The sequence below is a fragment of the Flavobacterium bizetiae genome (genome assembly GCF_024271895.1).
Taxonomy (GTDB): Bacteria; Bacteroidota; Bacteroidia; order Flavobacteriales; family Flavobacteriaceae; genus Flavobacterium; species Flavobacterium bizetiae.
Window position 1 is genome coordinate 4,932,941 of the sequence record NZ_CP091861.1, and the last position, 19,814, is coordinate 4,952,754.

At 34.0% G+C, this 19,814-nt stretch carries 13 protein-coding genes and 1 other RNA gene; 5 read left to right on the forward strand and 9 right to left on the reverse strand.

The window, feature by feature from the left end; genetic code table 11:
• Window positions 1–7: 7 nt before the first annotated feature.
• The 5 genes from L0669_RS20310 to L0669_RS20330 form a co-directional block, all read right to left on the reverse strand.
• Window positions 8–1,600, reverse strand: a complete 1,593-nt coding sequence (locus L0669_RS20310; protein ID WP_263759710.1) for a RagB/SusD family nutrient uptake outer membrane protein — start codon at window positions 1,598–1,600, stop codon at window positions 8–10.
• Between the two features lie 12 nt (window positions 1,601–1,612).
• Window positions 1,613–4,633, reverse strand: coding sequence for a SusC/RagA family TonB-linked outer membrane protein (locus L0669_RS20315; RefSeq protein WP_263759712.1), 3,021 nt, complete (start codon window positions 4,631–4,633; stop codon window positions 1,613–1,615).
• 353 nt (window positions 4,634–4,986) lie between these two features.
• On the reverse strand, window positions 4,987–6,012 hold the full coding sequence (locus L0669_RS20320; protein ID WP_263759713.1) for a glycosyl hydrolase family 18 protein: 1,026 nt from the start codon (window positions 6,010–6,012) through the stop codon (window positions 4,987–4,989).
• An 89-nt stretch (window positions 6,013–6,101) separates the two neighbouring features.
• Window positions 6,102–7,622: a SusD/RagB family nutrient-binding outer membrane lipoprotein gene (locus L0669_RS20325; protein WP_263759714.1), complete on the reverse strand. Its 1,521-nt coding sequence runs from the start codon at window positions 7,620–7,622 to the stop codon at window positions 6,102–6,104.
• A gap of 11 nt (window positions 7,623–7,633) precedes the next feature.
• Window positions 7,634–10,822: a SusC/RagA family TonB-linked outer membrane protein gene (locus L0669_RS20330; RefSeq protein ID WP_263759715.1), complete on the reverse strand. Its 3,189-nt coding sequence runs from the start codon at window positions 10,820–10,822 to the stop codon at window positions 7,634–7,636.
• 270 nt (window positions 10,823–11,092) lie between these two features.
• Between L0669_RS20330 and L0669_RS20335 the strand changes: the two genes are divergently transcribed.
• The 3 genes from L0669_RS20335 to L0669_RS20345 all read left to right on the forward strand — a co-directional run bounded on the left by L0669_RS20335 (window position 11,093) and on the right by L0669_RS20345 (window position 14,482).
• The gene (locus tag L0669_RS20335; RefSeq protein ID WP_263759717.1) at window positions 11,093–12,145 is read left to right on the forward strand and encodes a sensor histidine kinase; all 1,053 of its coding nucleotides are present in this window, start codon (window positions 11,093–11,095) and stop codon (window positions 12,143–12,145) included.
• A complete protein-coding gene (locus L0669_RS20340) occupies window positions 12,135–12,836 on the forward strand; it encodes a LytR/AlgR family response regulator transcription factor (protein WP_089481263.1) in 702 nt (233 codons plus the stop codon). The genes L0669_RS20335 and L0669_RS20340 overlap by 11 nt, the downstream gene beginning before the upstream one ends.
• Window positions 12,837–13,012: 176 nt before the next feature.
• Window positions 13,013–14,482, forward strand: coding sequence for an MFS transporter (locus L0669_RS20345; protein WP_263759719.1), 1,470 nt, complete (start codon window positions 13,013–13,015; stop codon window positions 14,480–14,482).
• Between the two features lie 128 nt (window positions 14,483–14,610).
• Here L0669_RS20345 and L0669_RS20350 read toward each other — a convergent pair whose 3' ends face one another.
• Entirely contained in the window at window positions 14,611–15,108 is a 498-nt protein-coding gene (locus L0669_RS20350) for a hypothetical protein (RefSeq protein WP_263759721.1), read from the reverse strand.
• A gap of 90 nt (window positions 15,109–15,198) precedes the next feature.
• Entirely contained in the window at window positions 15,199–15,855 is a 657-nt protein-coding gene (fsa, locus tag L0669_RS20355; protein ID WP_065449355.1) for a fructose-6-phosphate aldolase, read from the reverse strand.
• A gap of 287 nt (window positions 15,856–16,142) precedes the next feature.
• Between fsa and L0669_RS20360 the strand changes: the two genes are divergently transcribed.
• Window positions 16,143–17,450: a GAF domain-containing sensor histidine kinase gene (locus tag L0669_RS20360; protein ID WP_263759722.1), complete on the forward strand. Its 1,308-nt coding sequence runs from the start codon at window positions 16,143–16,145 to the stop codon at window positions 17,448–17,450.
• A 24-nt stretch (window positions 17,451–17,474) separates the two neighbouring features.
• Here the strand turns inward: L0669_RS20360 and L0669_RS20365 are convergent, their stop codons facing one another.
• Both L0669_RS20365 and ffs read right to left on the reverse strand, forming a co-directional pair.
• Window positions 17,475–18,278, reverse strand: a complete 804-nt coding sequence (locus tag L0669_RS20365) for an SDR family oxidoreductase (RefSeq protein WP_263759724.1) — start codon at window positions 18,276–18,278, stop codon at window positions 17,475–17,477.
• A 279-nt stretch (window positions 18,279–18,557) separates the two neighbouring features.
• Window positions 18,558–18,655: signal recognition particle sRNA small type (gene ffs / locus L0669_RS20370), an RNA gene on the reverse strand.
• A gap of 88 nt (window positions 18,656–18,743) precedes the next feature.
• Here ffs and L0669_RS20375 point away from each other — a divergent pair.
• Window positions 18,744–19,796, forward strand: a complete 1,053-nt coding sequence (locus tag L0669_RS20375) for a glutaminyl-peptide cyclotransferase (RefSeq protein WP_263759725.1) — start codon at window positions 18,744–18,746, stop codon at window positions 19,794–19,796.
• Window positions 19,797–19,814: the final 18 nt, after the last annotated feature.

A 19,814-nucleotide genomic window follows, 5' to 3' on the forward strand; every position in this document is an offset into this window, starting at 1 on the left:
TTTATTTTTAGAAGTTAACTCCTGTATCCCACCAAAGTCTTGTAGCTCCATTATCTGGTCCGCCTAGCTTAGCAACACCTGTATCAACACCACCTTTATTACCTTCTTTTTCAGAATCTACGAAATTTACTCTTCGAACACCTAATTGAGTACTAATCACTCCATTACTTGTATTGTTCTTAATTGGAAAAAGTTTAGGATATCCGGTTCTTCTCCATTCTGTCCAAGCTTCTTGTCCGTCAGGGAAACCTGCAATCCATTTTTGAGTAATGATTTTTTGTAATTTCACTTCATTAGAAGCTCCAGCTTCCCAAGCAACAGTGACATTATTAACTGCTGCTGTATTATTTGTTGCATCAACAGGATCAACATAATCTTTTGGCAGTGCAGTACTTGTTTTATAAGTAGGTGAAGATGCTCCAAATTGTTCGAAAGATGCTGTAATTCCAGATTCATACAGAGACTGAACATCTCCGCCCATATTCCATCCTCTTAAAGCACCTTCAGCTCTCAATAAGAAAACCTCAGCAGTTGATAAGAAAACTGTTTCTTTAAGATTAATTGCTTCTCCTACTTTAGAGAAACCTTTACGTTTTGCTTTTGTATCTCCATCAGGAGCAACCGGTAAAACAATTCCTGTTCTAATACCTTTATACTCTCCAGGATAATTTACAGAAGTACTAAAATATTTCCCAAGTCTTGGATCATCATAACCTACTAAGATAGATTCCATATCTGCTGACATATTTATATCCTCATAACTGTTACTGTTACCATAAACAGGGTTAACAAAACCACTTGCGAAAATAAAAGTGTCTTCTTTTGTAGTCATAACACCATATTTCTGTGCGATTGATTTTTCTGCTTGCTCTTTCGCTACTGCTGGAGATTTAACAGCTAAACGCATTGCTAATCTTAAACGCAGTGAGTTTCCAAATTTTACCCATTTAGCGTAATCTCCTTTATATTTAGAAAAGTCAGCTTTAACAATAATAGAAGTTTTTCCAGCGTCTTTACTGTTTGATAATACTGTAATTGCTTCATCTAAATCTGCAAACATTTGTTTGTAAACCTCTTCTTGAGAATCATATTCTTTTACTGAAGATTCAGAACTATACTTAGAATATACTATTGGTCCATAGATATCCGTAATTCTGTGCATAGCCTCTACTTTAAGTATTTGTGACATTGCATAAATTTCAGGATACAATCCTTTTGTTTTAGTTTCATGCTCAATTTTCAAAGCATTTGCCATTACAAAAGTATAAGCATCATCCCATGCTCTACCGTTCCAACCATTAACCAAATTATAAGTCATGTTGTTGTTATTGGTATTAAATGGATTTGGTGTTGCCATATATCCAGACCAAATATCTCCTTGTAAATTTTGTTGTATTTGGTATCCCCATAAAGGATCTTGCTCAAAAATATAATTGAACATTACTTGCGAATATCCCGTGATATTATTAAAATCTTGAGCTAATTGTTCTGCCGTAGAACCTTGAGGGTCTGAGTTAATCTCCTCAAAGTTATCAGTACAACTAAATGCAGCTAACAGACCTAAGCAGAGGATCGATTTTTGTATATATTTTCTTGTCATGATATTTTTTTATTAAAATGTAACGTTTAAATTAAGACCGATACTTCTAGTTGTTGGCAATCCAAAAATATCAACACCTTGTAAGCCCTGACCTGTACTTAATGCAACATTTGGATCAAATGGAGCGTCTTTATAAATAAAGAATAGGTTTCTAGCAATTAATGAAACACTTGCATTTTGTATAAATGGAACTGATTTAGGGTTAAAAGTATATCCTATAGAAAGTTCTCTTAAACTAACATTCGTAGCTTTATACACATATTCAGATAAAGCACCACTTCTACCTCCAATAGTTCCATAATAATCTTCAGCAGAAATTTTATTTACCGGAGTTACACCATCAGCTGCTACAGCATTAACCGTTACTCCTCCTGCATTTTTAGCATCTCCATATGCTTTCGAAACTCCATAAGAATCATTTAAAGCCTGAGTCATACTTAAAACACTTCCTCCAAATCTTCCATCAATTAAAACATTAGCAAAGAAAGAACCTAGTTTGAAAGTATTAGACCATCCTAACATGAAATCTGGATTTGCATTACCAACTTCTCTGAATTTTTGCTCAACTTGTGGTTTACCTGCATCGCTTAATACCATTCTTCCCTGAGCATCTTTAACATATGAGAATGCCTCAATTACTCCGTAAGGTCTTCCCTCAATTAATGAAAATTGATACGCATTTGATCCTGGGTCAGTTAATATGATACGTCCACCTAATTCCTCTGGAAGTTCTTTAACTTTATTTCTATTGTGAGAATAATTTATTGTAGTATCCCAAGAAAATTTATCTGCTGCAATTATTTTTCCGTTTACAACAACCTCAAGTCCTTGATTTGCGATACTTGCAGCATTAAAACCGTAATTAGTATATCCAAAAGGATTTGTTGAAGGTGCAGGAGCCTGTACATATTGATTTTTAGTTTCTGAATTATAATAAGAAACCTCAAAACCTAATCTGTTGTTGAACATTCTCCACTCAGTACCAATTTCATACTCTGATTTTAACTCAGGTTTCAATGTTTCTCCTGGTCTAGGTCCTACAGCTGGCTGTATGAATTGACCTCCAAGAATTGTATATCTAGGTGAAGTAACAAAAGCAGCAATATCATTACCTACCTGAGCATAAGAAGCTCTTACTTTACCAAAGTTAATCCAATCAGGCATAGAAGTCATTTCGCTGATGATACCTGTTAAACCAACTGAAGGATAGAAATATGATGAGCTACCTGTATTAACCAAAGTAGAAGACCAGTCATTTCTTCCTGTTACATCTAAATACAACATGTTTTTGTATCCAAAAGATGTAGATGCAAATACAGACTGAATTTCTCTATTTGAACCTGATAATTGTTGATTGGCTTTATTGTTTACAAAGTTTCCTAAAGTAAACCAGTTTGTATTTACTAAACCTCCATTATTAGTTCCAGAATTTAAAACTGTTTGTTGGTTAGCCATTGTATTGTTGATACTTGTACCAATAATTGCATTAAATGTAAAATCTTCATTAAAATTAGTGTTGATTCTTGCAATTAAATCTCCGTAGCGCTGTGTACTTAATGTTCCTATATTAATATATGTTCCTGTTGGAGCAGTAATAATTTCAGAAGTTGTAGCATAAATCTTTTTATCAAAAATACTTTCAATACGGTTATAACTATATCTTGCTGCAATACTTAACCAGTTGTTTGCTTTATAATCTACAGCTAAAGATCCGTTAAAAAAGTTGTTTTTATCTTCAGATTTTGCTCTGTTAATTAACCAATATGGATTTTGAATGTACTCATTAATTACTGGGAAGTTTTGTACATTTAAATTTCTTACCGGATCAAAAACTTCAAAATTATCTTTGTAATAATTAAAATCATTTCCGTTTCCTCTTGGCATTAAATAAACACCTGTTAAAGGGTTAAAGTTCAATCCGCTTAAAGGTCTGTTATCAATTGTTTGTGTAGTGTATTTTCCATCAGCTGAAACAGTCAATTTATCATCGAAAAATTTACCAGTTTGACGAATACCAAAGTTATTTTTCTTTAAACCATTCCCAGGCATAATTCCTGAAGAAGAAGTGTTAGCATAAGAAATGTTAGTTGTAGCTACATTTGAACCTGTAGTAAATCCAAAAGATGTAATTTGAGTAACTCCTGTATCAAAGAAATCTTTTACGTGATCTTTTGTATTTTCTTTAGCTCCGGTAGAATTATAGTCTGTTTGAAATTTAGGCAAATAAGCCGCCGACTCTAAAGTGGTAACAGATGATGCTGTAAAATTCCCTTTACCTTCTTTAACTTTTTTTGATGAAAGTAAAATTACTCCGTTTGCTCCTTGAGAACCGTATAGTACAGAAGCCGCTGCTCCTTTTAGTACAGTCATACTTTCGTAATCATCAGGATTAACAAGAGAAACAACATCTCCACCATCACGGTTACCTCCATTAGTATCTCCAAAAGTACCATTTGGCTGACTTGAAGATCCGTTATATAAAGGAATACCATCAATTACATAAAGTGGCTGGCTATTAGTAATAGATGAGTTACCACGAATTACTACTTTTGTAGATCCACCAGTACCACCGGCACTTTTTGTTACTGCAACACCCGCAACTTTACCTGCTATTGTATTAATAACGTTGGCATCTTTTACACGAACTAATTCTTCTCCTTTTAATTCCTGAGTAGCATAAGTTAAGGATTTTTTACTTTTCTTAAGACCTAATGAAGTTACAACAACTTCAGTAAGAGCATTTGATGCAGCTGTTGCCATTTTAACATTAATTGTAGTCGCATCACCTACAACTATTTTTTGCGCTTCAAGACCTACATAAGTAAAAACTAAAGTCTGTCCTTTTTGTGCTTCGATTGAGTAAATTCCGTCAAAATCGGTAGTAGCACCTTTTTGACCTCCTTGTACTGCAACAGATGCCCCTGGTAACGGCACCCCATCAGAATCTGTAATCACACCTTTGATATTTTTTACCTGAGCAAGAGAAACCTGCGCCGTAAAAACAATCATAAAGATTAAGAAAATTTTTTTCATGTTAATTTATTTTGTTAGTTATGGTGTAAATTTATTCTTAAGGGATTGTTAAAAAAAATAATTTATACAAACAGCGATAAATTTTAAACCAACGACATAAATCAATCAATAATCCGTTTCACGAAAACGTTTTCAAATTAAAATATATACTGTAATTAGCCTATTTATTAATGTTTTATGCAGATATTTTACTTATTTGCTAAAAATTCATCATTTATAATAAAAACCTAATAATGTGAGTTTTATGACAAAAAACACCCTAAAAGAGTCTATTAATTCAATAATAAGCAGTTTTTAGAATAGTTAAAATCTTATTAATTTTAAACAACGTTTGTATTATTATTTTTTAAAATTTAGTTGCCGCACATTCCTGTAGTTTTTATTTTTAAGCTTGCATATTTTTTATGAATTAGATCTAATAAAGAATATTCGCCAAAAGAATCCTGAGCTATTTCCCAAATCATGATACCGCCTGTATTTTGAGAAGCAAATTCTACCTTTTTAGAAATTGTCGATTTTCCGTTATAATAGATTTTTCCCAATTCATCCTGATCTGCAAATTGCGTTCCTGCTATTATAATTTCATTATAAGTAGCACTCGTAACATCAGGATTGGTAAAATTATAACCGTAAAAAGGTACACCGAGCGTTAATTTATCACTTTGGACGTTTTGAAGCTTATGCCAAAAATCAATTCCTTCTTTGGCAAACTCAAAAGAACTGTGCTGTCCTGGTTTATTGGGAGACCACGGACCGGTACTGTCATAAGCCATGATATTGATAAAATCGAATGCATCTAATGCTGCCTGAGTTATATTTTCGAAACGGGAATTATTAGGCAAAGCTGCCGTTATTAATTTTTTACGATCTGCAAGGCTCTTTTTTAATTCGATAACAAAGCCACTATATCCTGTAGTCACAGCATTCCATTCGAGATCTACATCTACTCCATCCAATTTATGCAATTCGACAAAATTGATGATGTTCTGAATAAAAGCGGGTCTGTTTTCTGGCTTATCTATCAAAAAGGACCAATTAGAAGCCTGTTCTTCTGATATCACTCCACCGGCAAGTGAAATACTAATTATAATTTTAGGATTAACCGTCTTTGCATATTTAATAAGCGCATCGATATCGCCATTAAATAATAAATTTCCATTTTTATCCGGGTTTGCAAACGCGATATTGAGATGCGTTAATTGACAAAACTGAATAGAATTCATCTTACTGAAATTATCCGAAGACAAATAACCAACAACTCTGGCTGTTTTAGTTTTTGAGTTTTCAGTATCAGATTGTTTTTCTGTTGAACAGCTATATGCTGAAAATAGAGAACTTATAAAAAAAAGGATGCCTAATAAGGCTTTATTTTTTATCATAATTTTTAATTTAAACTTGTTGTTTTTAATTTTAATTAGAATGAAAATAACACCTTATTAGGCATAACTTTATATTTTGAGATTTTTTTTTAGTTTACATCCCACCAAACTTTACCAAACCAGTCATTCTTTCCTCCTAATCTAGCTAAAGCTTCCTGATAATTTTTTTCATTTTTTTGTAGCTCATCACTTGGATAGTACAAACGTGTTGGCACAATACCACCCGTTCCTGAATCTGAATTTGTTATTGGTATTAAGTGAGGATATCCTGTTCTTCTCCAGTTCGAGTATCCTTCAATACTATTAAACAAGTAGGTAATCCAAATTTGTGTTCCAATTTGTTCTTTTTCTGTACCAGGCAATAAAGGTTTCGCATTTACATAAGCGTCGATGCTTGCCTGACTTGCAGGAGCCGCGCCATAAATAGACAATTGTTTAATTCCTGCCTCAACTCCTTTTTTGTAATATTCTGCAGCAGAACCTGAAACCCATCCTCTAAAAGCAGCTTCTGCTAATAACAATTGGCTTTCTGAATAGCTTACGTGCAAAAACGGAGTTGTTCTTAATTTTAAATAAGGTTGTATACCCGAAGCTGAATTTGATCCTCCAGGAAGCTCCCATCTAAATACTCCAGGTTTAACCCCTTCGTACAATGTTTCTCCCGGTTGTAGTGGCGCCCCCGGAACTATACTACTACTTGTTTTAGGAGTAGCAATCATAGTCAATCTTGGATCTCCGTTATTTTTTAGATAATCTATTAGCAATGAACTAAAATGATCTCCCTGCTCATTTCCTATAAAACCATAAGACAATCCGTTTCCTCTATAGTCCAGTCTGGCAGGATCATCACTAAACGGAAAATCTAAGTGTTGCATAATACAGTTATCAGCATTGCTTTCGAAAACGCCATTTTGCAACGCAGCTTTTGCTTGTTTTTCTGCTTCGGCCGGGCTTACTTCAGAAATTCTCATCGCCGCACGCAAACGTATAGTGTTGGCTAATTTTTTCCATTTTGAAACATCTCCTTTATAAAATAAATCTCCTTTGATTAGGTCTTTTCCAACATTTAATTGATTATAGGCTTCTTCTAACTCTCTAAAAAATGAAGCATAAATATCTTGTTGTTTATCATATTTAGGTGTTACAATTCCTTTAGAAAAAGCCAGACCAGCTTCTGAATAAGGTACATCTCCATAAATATCTGTTAATCGCTGTGCCACCATTACTTTCATAATTTTAGCAACTGCATTCATATTTACAGCCGAAGGATCTTTTCCGGTTACATCCAGAATATCTACAACGCTTTTCATTTCATGAGCATATACGTTTCTCCATAAAGCTACTGCATATTCCTCTGAATTATTAAATTTACCACCGTAGTTTGTTACTGCCCACGAACCAGAGTAATGCTGCACAAAACCTCCGGCATATATTAAATTGGTTCTATGCTGATAGTATCCGTCTCCAGACATACACAATTGGGTAAATGAAAGCTGACCTCCCGGATTGGCTGATAACGCCACAGGATCTTTTTCCAGTTCGTCAAAATTTTCTGTACAGCCAACTACCGTAAAAACTGCAAGCATGGCTATTATATATTTGATTTTCATAATCTACTTTTTTAGAATGTAATTTTAATATTAAAACCATACGATTGTCTTGATGGTAATGAACCATATTCAAAACCTTGTCCGTTTCCTGAAGTATACATAGACTCCGGATCAACGTTTGGTAAATCTTTATTGAATGTCAATAGATTTCTTCCGAATACAGAAACATAAATTGAGTTTATTTTTGCTCCGCCAAAAACACTTTTAGGTATATTGTACCCTAAACTTACCTCTCTTAATTTTACATATGAAGCATCATAAATAAATGGTGCCGGAGTAGCATCTGTAACATTTCTCCAATATTCCTGAGGATCTACAGGTTTGGTATTTTTTACATAAACAGGATTCTGAGCTGTTCCTGTATTTACCACTCCATTTGCTACATAACCGCCTGTAGGAACCCAATTATTGATGTCGAAATTAGGATCGTTTGCAGCAGCTTGAGTTCTTGCAGCGATATACGCATCTCTTCCTTCTGTAGTAATATCTAATAATCCTCTCATCGCAGCAACTGAATTTGTCATAGAATATACATCCATACCAAATTTCATATCTAATAAAAACTGAAGCGTGATTCCTTTATAAGTAAATCTATTGGTTAAACCCGCTGACCAATCCGGAACTCCTTTTCCTAAAACTACTTTATTATCTGTATATACAGGCATACCTTGTGCATTTACAATCATTTCTCCTGAAGGTGTTCTTTCAAAATCTCTTCCAATGATAGTACCGTATTTTCCGCCAACCTGAGCAACAATCGCTGCGTTAGCCCAACGAGCTTCAGAAATTGTATATGTATTAATTTCAGGATGTAAAGAAAGAATTGAGTTTTTATTTCTTGAATAGTTTAAGTCAATTCCCCATTCAAAGTCCTTCGTTTTTATTGGTGAACCAGATAAAAAGATCTCAATACCTTCGTTACGCAATTCACCGGCATTTACAGAAAGATATTCATATCCTGATGTTGATGAAGAAGCTAAATCAAGTGTTTGATCAGATGTATCCTCACGATACACCGTTATATCAGCTTTTAATCTGTTTTTAAAGAAAGCTGTTTCTAAACCAAACTCGATTCCTTTTTTCGTTTGAAAAGTCAGGTTTGCATTTGGTGCCGATGTATTCTTAACATTAACAACACTTTGCCCGTCGTAAGAAGAATATGTAGTATAATTTAATGCATTTTTATAAGCACCCGGAGCATTAGAAACTTTTGCCCATGAAGCTCTTAATTTTCCATAAGAAAAAGTATCTCCCTGAATGTTAAATGCATCCGAGAATACAAAACCTAATGAAGCTCCCGGATAGAAAGCATCTTTATTAATAACGCTAAACCAGTCATTTCTTCCCGTAAACTCAGCATATAGATACCCTTTATAATCTAATTTTGCAGAACCGTAAACAGAATTTGTTCTTGTTCTTGTTTCTATTGGTGCATTTATTGTCTGCGTTGAAAAATTACTAATAAACTCTGTTCCCGGCTGAATAATATTGGTTCCCTCACTAGAATTTTCAGATCTTCTAAAATCTCTTCTGGTTGCTCCTAAAATTCCTGAGAAAGTCAGATCATTAGCTAATTTAATTCCGCTAAAAGTAGCAATGATATCCGTATTCATTTCAGAAACGGTGATATCACCTACTCTAAGATAACCTGTATCTCTTCCTGGCCATGTACTTCCAGGCACCATAAAATCTGTAGAATTAAAAACGTAAGTATCTAAACCAGTTCTAAAAGTCAATGCAACCCATTTTTCTAGTTGATACGTTCCGGCAACATTCCCGGTAAAACGATTTTTCTTAGAAGTATTATGGTTTGCATCTACAGTTAAATAAGGATTCAATTGATAAATATTATTATTCCATTTATAAACTTCTCCAGTCTCCGGATTTCCATAATTTTTCAACCACGCCTGATCAATATTTGGCGCCAGACCACTTAAAGAATACCCCACATTGTTTGGTGAATCACCCAATCCAGGTCGGTTATTTGTAGTTTCTACCATATAATTTACATTAGCATCTAAAGTAAATTTATCTGATTTTAATGTACCATTTAAACTAGCATTGTTTCTTTCTAAACCAGAATTAGGAACAACATCATCATTTTTAAGGTTATTAAATCCAAAACGAAGAAATGCATTTTCACTTCCTCCAGAAAGTGCAATTCCGTTTGTTGTTGTAACACCGGTCTTGAAAAAATCCTGAATATTATTTTCAACTCTTGCATAAGGTCGCATAGAACCATCAAATATTTTTACTTGTGTTCCTACACTATTTGAAAATTTAGGTCCCCAGGCACTGGTGGTATATCCGTAAACTTCGCTAGGTGCTTTTGTCGGATCTGGCAAAACTCCATGACCTCCCGTACCATATTCAGTTTGAAAATCATCATATTTTGCATTTACACGGTCAAAACTAACACCACTCGTTAATTCTACTTGTAATTTCCCTTTGCTTCCTTTTTTAGTTGTAATTAAAATTACCCCGTTTAACGCTCTTGAACCATATAAAGCTGATGCAGCTGCACCTTTTAATACAGTAAGACTTTCAATATCATTTGGGTTAAGACTTGAAATTCCGTCTCCGTTATCTCTTCCGTCGAACCATTTACTGGCTCCCGCAGTGTCATTATTCAAACCTGAGTTATCAATAGGAACTCCATCAACAATATAAAGTGGCTGGTTACTCTCACCTATACTTGAAATTCCTCTAATAATAACTCTGGAGCTTCCTCCAACTCCCGTTGCAGGCATAGAAATATCAACACCGGCAATTTTACCTGAAAGTGCCGACGCTACATTTGTTGTAATCACTTTATTAAGCTGATCACCTTTAATGTCCTGAACTGCATAACCCAATTCTTTTTTCTGTCTTTTGATACCTAATGCGGTAACAACAACTTCATTTAAGTTTTGTGCATCTTCTGTGAGCACAACATTTACTGTAGCTGATTGTGTTACAGTAACTTTCTCAGTTTTGATTCCGATAAACGAAAAAACAAGCACATCTCCTGCAGATGCTTGTATCGTAAATTTTCCATCATAATCAGACTGGGTTGCGGTTTTCGTACCCTGAATAATAATACTTACTCCCGGCAGCGGCAATCCGTTTTGATCGCTAACTAAGCCTTTGACTGTTTTTACCTGAGCAAGCGAGAGCTGCGCCGTAAATACAATCATAAAGATTAACATAATTTTTTTCATTTTAACATGGTTTTGTTGGTTAAGCGATAAATTTATTGTTAAAATTAACATAAATAAAACATTTTAAACATACAGCACAAAACCTTAAACGAACGACACAAAACAATCAACAATATGTTTTACGAAAACGATATACCACACAAATAATATAAAATATGTCTTTTTTTATAAAATTTTATTCAAAAGAATTGCGTTTTACCCAGTAATTGTTTAAAGTTGCACAATATTTCCAGGATACCAAACAACCAAATCTAAATCCCCAAATTAAAGTTGACCGAAATTCAAAAATTAAAATTTGATATTAAGCTCAAGAATCACGTATGGTTCTGGGGTAGCTATTTCACTCTTAACTTTTTACGATGGGGAGCTTACTTTAATGACTATCCTTATTCGTTTAAATCTAACTTAATCGAATTCTCTCTACACATCCCTTTAGTGTATTTTAATCTTTTTGTTTTAGTACCAAAATATGTATTGAAACAAAAATACATTACCTATACTCTCGCATTAATAACAAGTCTTTTTGGAATATATCTATTAAAAACAGCTTTGACCTATTATATTATATCCGAAAACATCTGGCCGGAAGCCAATAGAGAATATCATCCTTTTGATATTAATCATATTCTGGCAGTTTGTATTGGCGAATTGTATGTTCTTGCTATGGCTTCATCAGTTTACCTGACCTTAACCTGGTTACGAGAGCGTGAAAGAAACAGGTCGTTAAGAGAAAACCAGTTTAAAATCAAATTAAAATACCTTGAAAATCAAATTCAGCCGCATTTCTTTTTCAATACCTTAAACAATTTATATGCTTTGTCATTAGAATCTTCAGATAAGGTTCCGGATGTTATTATAAAACTATCAAATTTGATGGAATATGTTTTATATGATGTAAAAGGCACCAAATTTGTTCCATTAATTAAAGAAATTGATTACATTCAGAATTATATCGAAATCGAGAAGTTACGCTTTGAGAATGTAGAAGTTACGGTTAATCTCGAATCGAATATAGAAGATATTATTGTGCCTCCGCTAATATTCATTTCATTAGTCGAAAACGCCTTTAAACACGGGGGAATCAACAATAATAACTTAAAAATTAAGATCAATTGTAAAGTTATCGACAATAAAATGTTAGACTTTGAAATCTTAAATAATTTTGTAAATTCACAAAATCTAAATGCTAAAGGCGGAATTGGTTTAGTGAACACAAAAAAAAGATTAAAATTAATTTACAAAAACAATTTCACTTTAAAACATACAACGAAATTAAATTACTATATAATTCGTTTGCAAATACCTATTGAAAATGAAGATTAAATGCGTGTTGATTGACGATGAGCCATTAGCGATCAAAGTCCTGCAAAATTATTTTACAAATTTTACAGATTTTGAAGTCATTGGCACATTCAATAATTCTTTAGAAGCGCTCGATTTTATAAACAGTACTACTGTCGATGCCGTGTTTCTTGACATCAACATGCCAATGATGACAGGATTTGAGCTCATTAGTTTAATCGAAAACAAAACCAAAGTTATCATCACCACAGCTTTTAGGGAGTTTGCTGCAGAAAGCTATGATCTTGATGTTTTAGATTATTTAGTAAAACCCATTCCGTTACCACGTTTTATAAAATGCATTAATAAAATCACCACCGAATACAATCTAAAAAACAATATTAAAGTCGAAACCACAAAAGGCGATTCGCATATTTTTATCAAAGTCGATAAAAAAATGATGAAGATTAATATCGAAGAGATTTTGTTTGTAGAAGGAATGAAGGAATACATCAAAGTTGTTACTCCGGATAAGACTTATATTACCCATAAATCACTCACATCTTTGTCAGAAGAATTGCCTGCTGATCGCTTCCTGCGCATCCATAAATCTTACGTAATTGCGCTTAATAAGGTAAAATCTATCGAAGGAAACCGTATTCAGATACAATCTTACACCATTCCGATAGGCAGAAATTACAGCAAAGAGGTCAAAAACAAAATTTTAGAATAAACTTTAACTTTTAAATTCATTTTCTAAGTAGGTAAAAATTAACACATTGTTGAAAAAATGAGGCCGTTGGTTTAAATTTAACATTATTTGTGCCTTTTTATTTTTTTTTGATATACTTAACAAATATATTTACGGTCTTCAAAAAACAATAAAATAAAAAATTAACCTCTTAAATTATGAGTTCAGAAAATGTTCAAACCAAATGGGGACAGTTTATCTCGTTGATAATTGTTTTCTTCTTTTGGGGTTTTGTTGGTTCAGCCAATGATATCCTGATTCCCGTATTCAAAAAAGTATTTACTTTATCTCAGGTTCAGTCGCAACTAGTAGCTTGGGCGTTTTATGCCGCGTACTTCGTAGGATCAATGATTTTCTTCTTAGTATCTTTAAAATTAGACGTTTTACAAAAATTCGGATATAAAAAAACCCTTTCTGCAGGTTTACTTCTTTCAGCAGTTGGATCATTTTTATTCATTCCTGCTGCAACAATGGAAAGTTTTCCATTTTTCTTAACCGCTTTATTTACTGTAGGTTTAGGATTCTCAATCCAGCAAATTGTAGCTAATCCATTGGCTATTAAAATGGGAAGCCCTGCAACAGGAGCTCACCGTTTGACATTAGCTGGAGGTATTAACTCTTTCGGAACTACAATTGGAGCAATTTTATTAGGAATCGCTTTATTCGGAATGGGTGACAACAAAAACACATCACTTTCATTAGAAGATATCAAATTACCTTTCGTTATTCTTGGTCTTGCATTTATCGCTGTGGCCGTTTTCATGAACTTCTCTAAAATCGAAGATCCTGCAAAAGAAGAGGAAGAAGTGGTTAAAGTAGCACACGAAAAATTCAACATTTCAGATTATCCACAACTATATTTAGGAATGTTAGGAATCTTCATTTACGTTGGTACTGAGGTAACTATCATTAGTAACTTACCTGCTTTATTACACACTGCCGAGTTTGGTAATGTACTTGAAGATGCTATCGCACCATTTATTGCCCTTTACTGGGGAAGTTTAATGATTGGTCGTTGGAATGGTGGAGTTAACGTTTTCAACACTTCAAATTTAGTAAACACGGCATTAAAATTCATCGTTCCTGCAGTTGCATTTGGAGTAATTATTGGAGCTAACATTTTTGCTGCACACGACGTTTCTGCTTTCTATATCTACCCTATCTGGATCTTATTATTTATCGCTGTAAGTTTTGTAGGTGGTAAAAACGCCGGAAAAACTTTAATGCTGTTCGGAATATCAGGTTTATTAATGATGGTAGCAGGATTAGCATGGCCAGATCCATCAATCGCTAAATTCTTCTTTATCTCTGGAGGTTTATTCTTATCAATCATGTGGCCATCGATTTTCGATTTAGCTATTGCAGGATTAGGAAAAAACACAGGAAAAGCATCTTCATTCCTTATCATGATGATTTTAGGAGGAGGAGTTATTCCATTAATTCAGGGAAGTATCTGCGATATTGACCTTACAAACCCAGGAGGAATCTTCGGAATCACCTGGACTCACTTCTCTTACATCGTTCCACTTCTTGGATTTGCTTATTTAGGATTCTACGGTTTCTATTGCCCTAAAATCTTAAAAAGACAAGGAATCAACCACGTAGAAGGTGGCGGCGGAGGTCACTAAGCCAAAACATACAAAATAAAAAATCCCAAATTCCAATCCACAAAATTAGAATTTGGGATTTTTTTATGCTCTAAAAAAACATAAACCCAACAACCTTTGCCGCTCTGAACCTCTGAACCTTTGAACCTTTACTTGGCATTAATAACATTACTCAAATTCTGCTTAAAAATAGCTTTATTCTTCGCCGATAACGTATAAACAACATCTTTATCAGCATGAACAATAACCTTATCTATATTCGCCTCCAAAAGCGCCTTAGGATCTTTAATCTTCACAGTACACGCACCATCAAAAAAGCCATCATCTTCAATAATCTTTTTAGCCTCGATAATCGTTCCGTCCGTTAATACCGCCGAGATAGTCATCGTTTTATTCAGCGTTTTCGAATAAAACCCATCCATCACCAACAACAATCGGTACGAATTTTTCAATTCCGGACCTTTAAATTCGTGTCGCGTAATATTATAGCGCAATCCTTTTGCAAGACTCTGAAACTGCACCGAACAATCCAGTTCAAAACTCGCTACATCTCCCGCCTCGCTAACCTCCTTTTTTATTTTAGCAGCCTGAGCATTTACAGATAAACCAACGAACAAAAACACAAAAATCAAGATCACTTTTTTCATATGTATTTTTTTTTGAGACACATAAAAGTAAAAAAAAATCGCCACCCTTTTTACAAGGATGACGATTTTTAAACTATAAAGATCTGATTCTTATTTATTTCCTTTTTCAAAATCAGCCACAAACTGTGCTAATCCAATATCAGTTAATGGGTGTTTCAACAATCCGTAAATTGCAGAAAGAGGTCCAGTCATAACATCAGCACCAATTTTAGCACAATTTACAATATGCATTGTATGGCGTACAGAAGCTGCCAAAATTTGAGTTTCGTAACCGTAGTTATCATAAATCTCTCTAATTTCCTGAATTAAATTCAAACCATCAGTCGAAACATCATCCAAACGACCAATAAAAGGAGAAACATACGTAGCTCCCGCTTTTGCAGCCAATAAAGCCTGACCTGCAGAAAACACAAGAGTTACATTCGTTTTAATTCCTTTATCAGAAAAATATTTTGCAGCCATTACACCCTCTTTAGTCATCGGTAATTTAACTACAATCTGATCATGCAATTCAGCCAATTCTTCACCTTCTTTGATCATTCCATCATAATCCAGCGCATTAACTTCAGCACTTACGTCACCTTCAACAAGATTGCAGATATCTACATAATGCTTCAAAATATTGTTTTTTCCAGTGATTCCTTCCTTTGCCATCAACGATGGGTTAGTAGTTACACCATCCAAAACACCTAAAGCTTGTGCCTCTTTAATCTGAGCTAAATTAGCTGTGTCAATAAAAAATTTCATAATTATATCTATTTAATTGTGTTCCTGTTTTGGGCGTGTCCCTCCGGGTCTCCCGATAGCTATCGGGATTCGGCTTTATCTTTTGTTCCGTTTCACTTCACAAAAGGATACCACCTCTATCTCTCACGCAAAATTCCGTGCAAAATTACAATTTATAATTTCCATAAGGTAAAAAACTAAAAAAAAAAATAATTCCTAATCATCAAAACCAAACAACATAGAACAAGAAACAAAAAGCTAATTTTATTTTTGTATTTTTAAAAAATAAAAAAAAACACCCCATAAAAGTGCTAGAAGATCATTTTAAACAAGATATCCTTAATATCGAAAAAATATCAATTGTCCCTACATTACTCAACGTAATTTGCCAGACCACAGGAATGGGTTTTGCAGCTGTAGCAAGAGTTACAGACGATCGATGGATTACGTGCAGCGTACAGGACAATGTTCTTTTTGGCCTAAAACCAGGCGACGAGTTACAAATTAAAACCACAATTTGCGACGATATACGAAAAAACCTGAGACCCGTAATTATCGACAATGTTAGCGAAGATCCCGAATATCACAATCATCATACGCCAGCAATGTACAAACTTCAGAGTTATATTTCTGTTCCAATAATGCGTAAAGACGGGACTTTTTTTGGCACATTATGCGCTATCGATCCAAAACCAAACAGCCTGAAAGAATTTAAAGTAAGCGAAATGTTCAAATTATTCGCTGATTTAATTTCATTTCACCTTACAGCAATCGAGCAGGAAGATGAAAAGAATACAATACTTAAAGAGAAAAATCAGATAATAGCAAAAACTGAAGGCGAGAAAAAAAAGATAGAAAGACTAAACTCAGATATCGAGAAAAAATTAATTCAAAAAAACATTTCGCTCGAAAAAATGAACAGCGAACTCGAAGCTTTCAATTATATTTCAAGTCACGATTTGCAGGAACCATTGCGTAAAATTCAGCTTTTTACCGATACTATTGAACGTGAAGAAATCAATAATTTATCCGAAAAAGGAAAAACAGCGTTTCATAAAATTCGCACTTCAGCCTTTAGAATGCAAAACTTAATAAACGATCTTCTCCTCTATTCTAAAACCAAATTCGACGATCGAAAATTTGAAATAAAAGACCTGAACAATATCGCCAAAGATGTAATTGACGATCTAACCGGAGAACTAGAAATTAAAAACGTAACCTTCGACATACAAGAATTAGGAAAACTACCTGTAATCGAATTTCAATTCAGACAACTGTTATACAACCTGATCAGTAACGCATTAAAATTTGCAAGTCCAGATAGAGATTTAATTATAACCGTTTCTGCAGCAATAACAAACGGAGAATTTGAAAAACTATCACCACTGACCAAATACCACAAGATAACCATTGCCGACAACGGCATTGGATTCGACCAATCGTACAGCGAAAAAATATTTGGGTTATTTCAGGCCTTACACACCAAACCGTCAAAAAGTACCGGAATTGGCCTTACCATAGTAAAACGAATTGTAGAAAACCACAAAGGATTAATAAGAGCAGAAGGAGTATTAAACGAAGGAGCAAAATTCGAAATATTTATTCCTGTAAAATAATTTCAAATTTTGCTCCCGTATTTTTTATAACTTATAATGATTCATCAGCATTTTTTCGTAGACTTTATCCGGTAATGCGCGTTTTAAAACAATCGAAAACTTCTGCATAAAAGCCCCTACTTTATAATGAACATTTGGCTTTTTTTGCTGCATAATCCTGTAAATTGCTTCCGCCATTTCATTAGGATTACTTCCCGCATCAACATGTTCATTCATCGTTGCCAGATTTTCTCCATATACTTTTGCATAAGGCGAACCTTCTACAACCGGCGCATGATAACGCCCTGAAGCAATATTTGTAGCAAAATCACCTGGCGCAACACTTGTTATTTCAACTCCAAACGCCTTTACTTCCATACGCAAAGCCTCGGTAATTAATTCTAAAGCCCCTTTTGATGCCGAATATACACTTCGATATGGCAATCCCATATATCCTGCTATAGAAGTAATATTAATAATTAAACCAGATTGTTGTTCACGCATTTGCGGCAATACCGCTTTCATGACTTCAATAGGTCCAAAAAAATTGGTCTCAAAATTATTTCTGATTTCTTCGGTCGGAATTTCTTCAAGAGGCCCTGTAATTCCAACACCGGCATTATTAATCACCACATCTAATCGACCTGAATTCGCAATAATTTTAGACACCGCCGTCTTTATAGAATCGGCATTACGAACATCTAAAGCCACCAACGGAAAAACCGAATTTAAAACTTTCTCAGGATTTCTGCTCGTTCCGTACACGACAAAACCTTTTTTTTGTAAAAATTCTCCAATTGATTTTCCAATCCCTGAGGATCCTCCGGTAATTAAAACGACTTTATTCATTTTGAAAAGTTATGAGTTTTGAGTTATAAGTTATGAGAGATCACTTTTTTTTTACCGCAGAGCCCACAAAGCTTTGCGAACTTTGCCTTTTCACAAAAAAACTAAGAGTAAAAAAAACTTAGCGTTCTTTGCGATTAACTTTTTTTTATCCCTCCACAGTTTTAGGATTACTCCAATAACTTTTAACTTACGAAGCACCAAAAATAAAAAAATCCTCCATAAGGAAGACCACTTTTAAATTAATTCTAAAAAAAAATCCCGAAAGAACGGGATAAAAAAAAATGGCAAGCGACCTACATCGCACCGCTCAACCACGTACCCTTGCTATGTTCCCATCCTGGGGGAGTCTGCAGGAGCTGGTCGTGTAGGACTTGCCGGTGCAAATATACAATCTTTTTATATTTTTGCAAGACCTTTGTTGCTATAAAAATATCGTTGTATATTGGCTTATTCAAATTTTAAACTATGAAAAAACATAACTTCCTAACTGTCATTTTATTAGGAATCACATTAATTGGATGTGGAGATAAAAATAAAGGTGAAAATTCTTTATTTAATATTGATGATTCTGCTTTTCCGGCTCATTTTACCCAAAAAGAAGCACTTTCTGTTGGAATTTTGAACCCAAAATCGAAAGAAATCGACAGCATTGTTTACTTTGTTAATGATAAAAAAGTGGGAAGCGCAAAAGGAGCTTCAAAATTTAATTTTCCTTTAAAAGATCAAAAATTAGGATACCAATACATAAAAGCAACCGTTTATTTTGGATCAAACTCTTCTGATGCAACAAAACGAATCGAATTAGTATCTGATGTCGAAGCAAAAGCTTTAAAATATAAAATCGTAAATACGTATGCTCACGATACTTTATCTTTTACTGAAGGTTTAGAGTTCTATAAAGACACTTTGTACGAAAGTACAGGACAAGAAGGCGCTTCGTACATTAGAAAATACGATTACAAAACAGGTAAAATTTACAAACAAGTAGATCTTGAGAAAAAATATTTTGGCGAAGGAATTACTTTTATCAATGGTAAATTGTTTCAATTAACCTGGCAAAACAAAACAGGTTTTATCTATGATGCTAATACCTTAAAGCAAGAAAAAACTTTTGCTTACGATAAAGATATCGAAGGCTGGGGAATGACAAATGACGGAAAATACATTTACCAAACAGATAAAACAGAGAAAATCTGGAAAATGGATCCTGCAACTCAAAAAATGGTAGATTATATCAATGTATATTCTGGAACTTCGAAGATCAAAGCCATCAACGAATTAGAATGGATTAACGGAAAAATCTATACGAATGTTTGGTTCAAAGATGCAATTGCAGTGGTAAACCCAACATCGGGAGCTGTTGAAGGAATTCTGGATATGTCAGGCTTACGTAAATTTATGCCAGATGTAACTAAAGATGATGTTTTAAACGGAATCGCGTACAACCCAAAAACGAAAACTATTTTTGTAACTGGTAAAAACTGGAGCAAAATGTTCGAAATAACGGTTTCAGAATAGAAAAATAAAAAAAATAAA

Bases quoted from the DNA above. Each gene is read 5' to 3' on its own strand.
- L0669_RS20340 (WP_089481263.1), top strand. From the start codon at position 12,135: ATGAAGATTAAATGCGTGTTGATTGACGATGAGCCATTAGCGATCAAA.
- L0669_RS20350 (WP_263759721.1), bottom strand. From the start codon at position 15,108: ATGAAAAAAGTGATCTTGATTTTTGTGTTTTTGTTCGTTGGTTTATCT.
- L0669_RS20315 (WP_263759712.1), bottom strand. From the start codon at position 4,633: ATGAAAAAAATTTTCTTAATCTTTATGATTGTTTTTACGGCGCAGGTT.
- L0669_RS20310 (WP_263759710.1), bottom strand. From the start codon at position 1,600: ATGACAAGAAAATATATACAAAAATCGATCCTCTGCTTAGGTCTGTTA.
- L0669_RS20325 (WP_263759714.1), bottom strand. From the start codon at position 7,622: ATGAAAATCAAATATATAATAGCCATGCTTGCAGTTTTTACGGTAGTT.
- fsa (WP_065449355.1), bottom strand. From the start codon at position 15,855: ATGAAATTTTTTATTGACACAGCTAATTTAGCTCAGATTAAAGAGGCA.
- L0669_RS20330 (WP_263759715.1), bottom strand. From the start codon at position 10,822: ATGAAAAAAATTATGTTAATCTTTATGATTGTATTTACGGCGCAGCTC.
- L0669_RS20365 (WP_263759724.1), bottom strand. From the start codon at position 18,278: ATGAATAAAGTCGTTTTAATTACCGGAGGATCCTCAGGGATTGGAAAA.
- L0669_RS20375 (WP_263759725.1), top strand. From the start codon at position 18,744: ATGAAAAAACATAACTTCCTAACTGTCATTTTATTAGGAATCACATTA.
- L0669_RS20320 (WP_263759713.1), bottom strand. From the start codon at position 6,012: ATGATAAAAAATAAAGCCTTATTAGGCATCCTTTTTTTTATAAGTTCT.
- L0669_RS20345 (WP_263759719.1), top strand. From the start codon at position 13,013: ATGAGTTCAGAAAATGTTCAAACCAAATGGGGACAGTTTATCTCGTTG.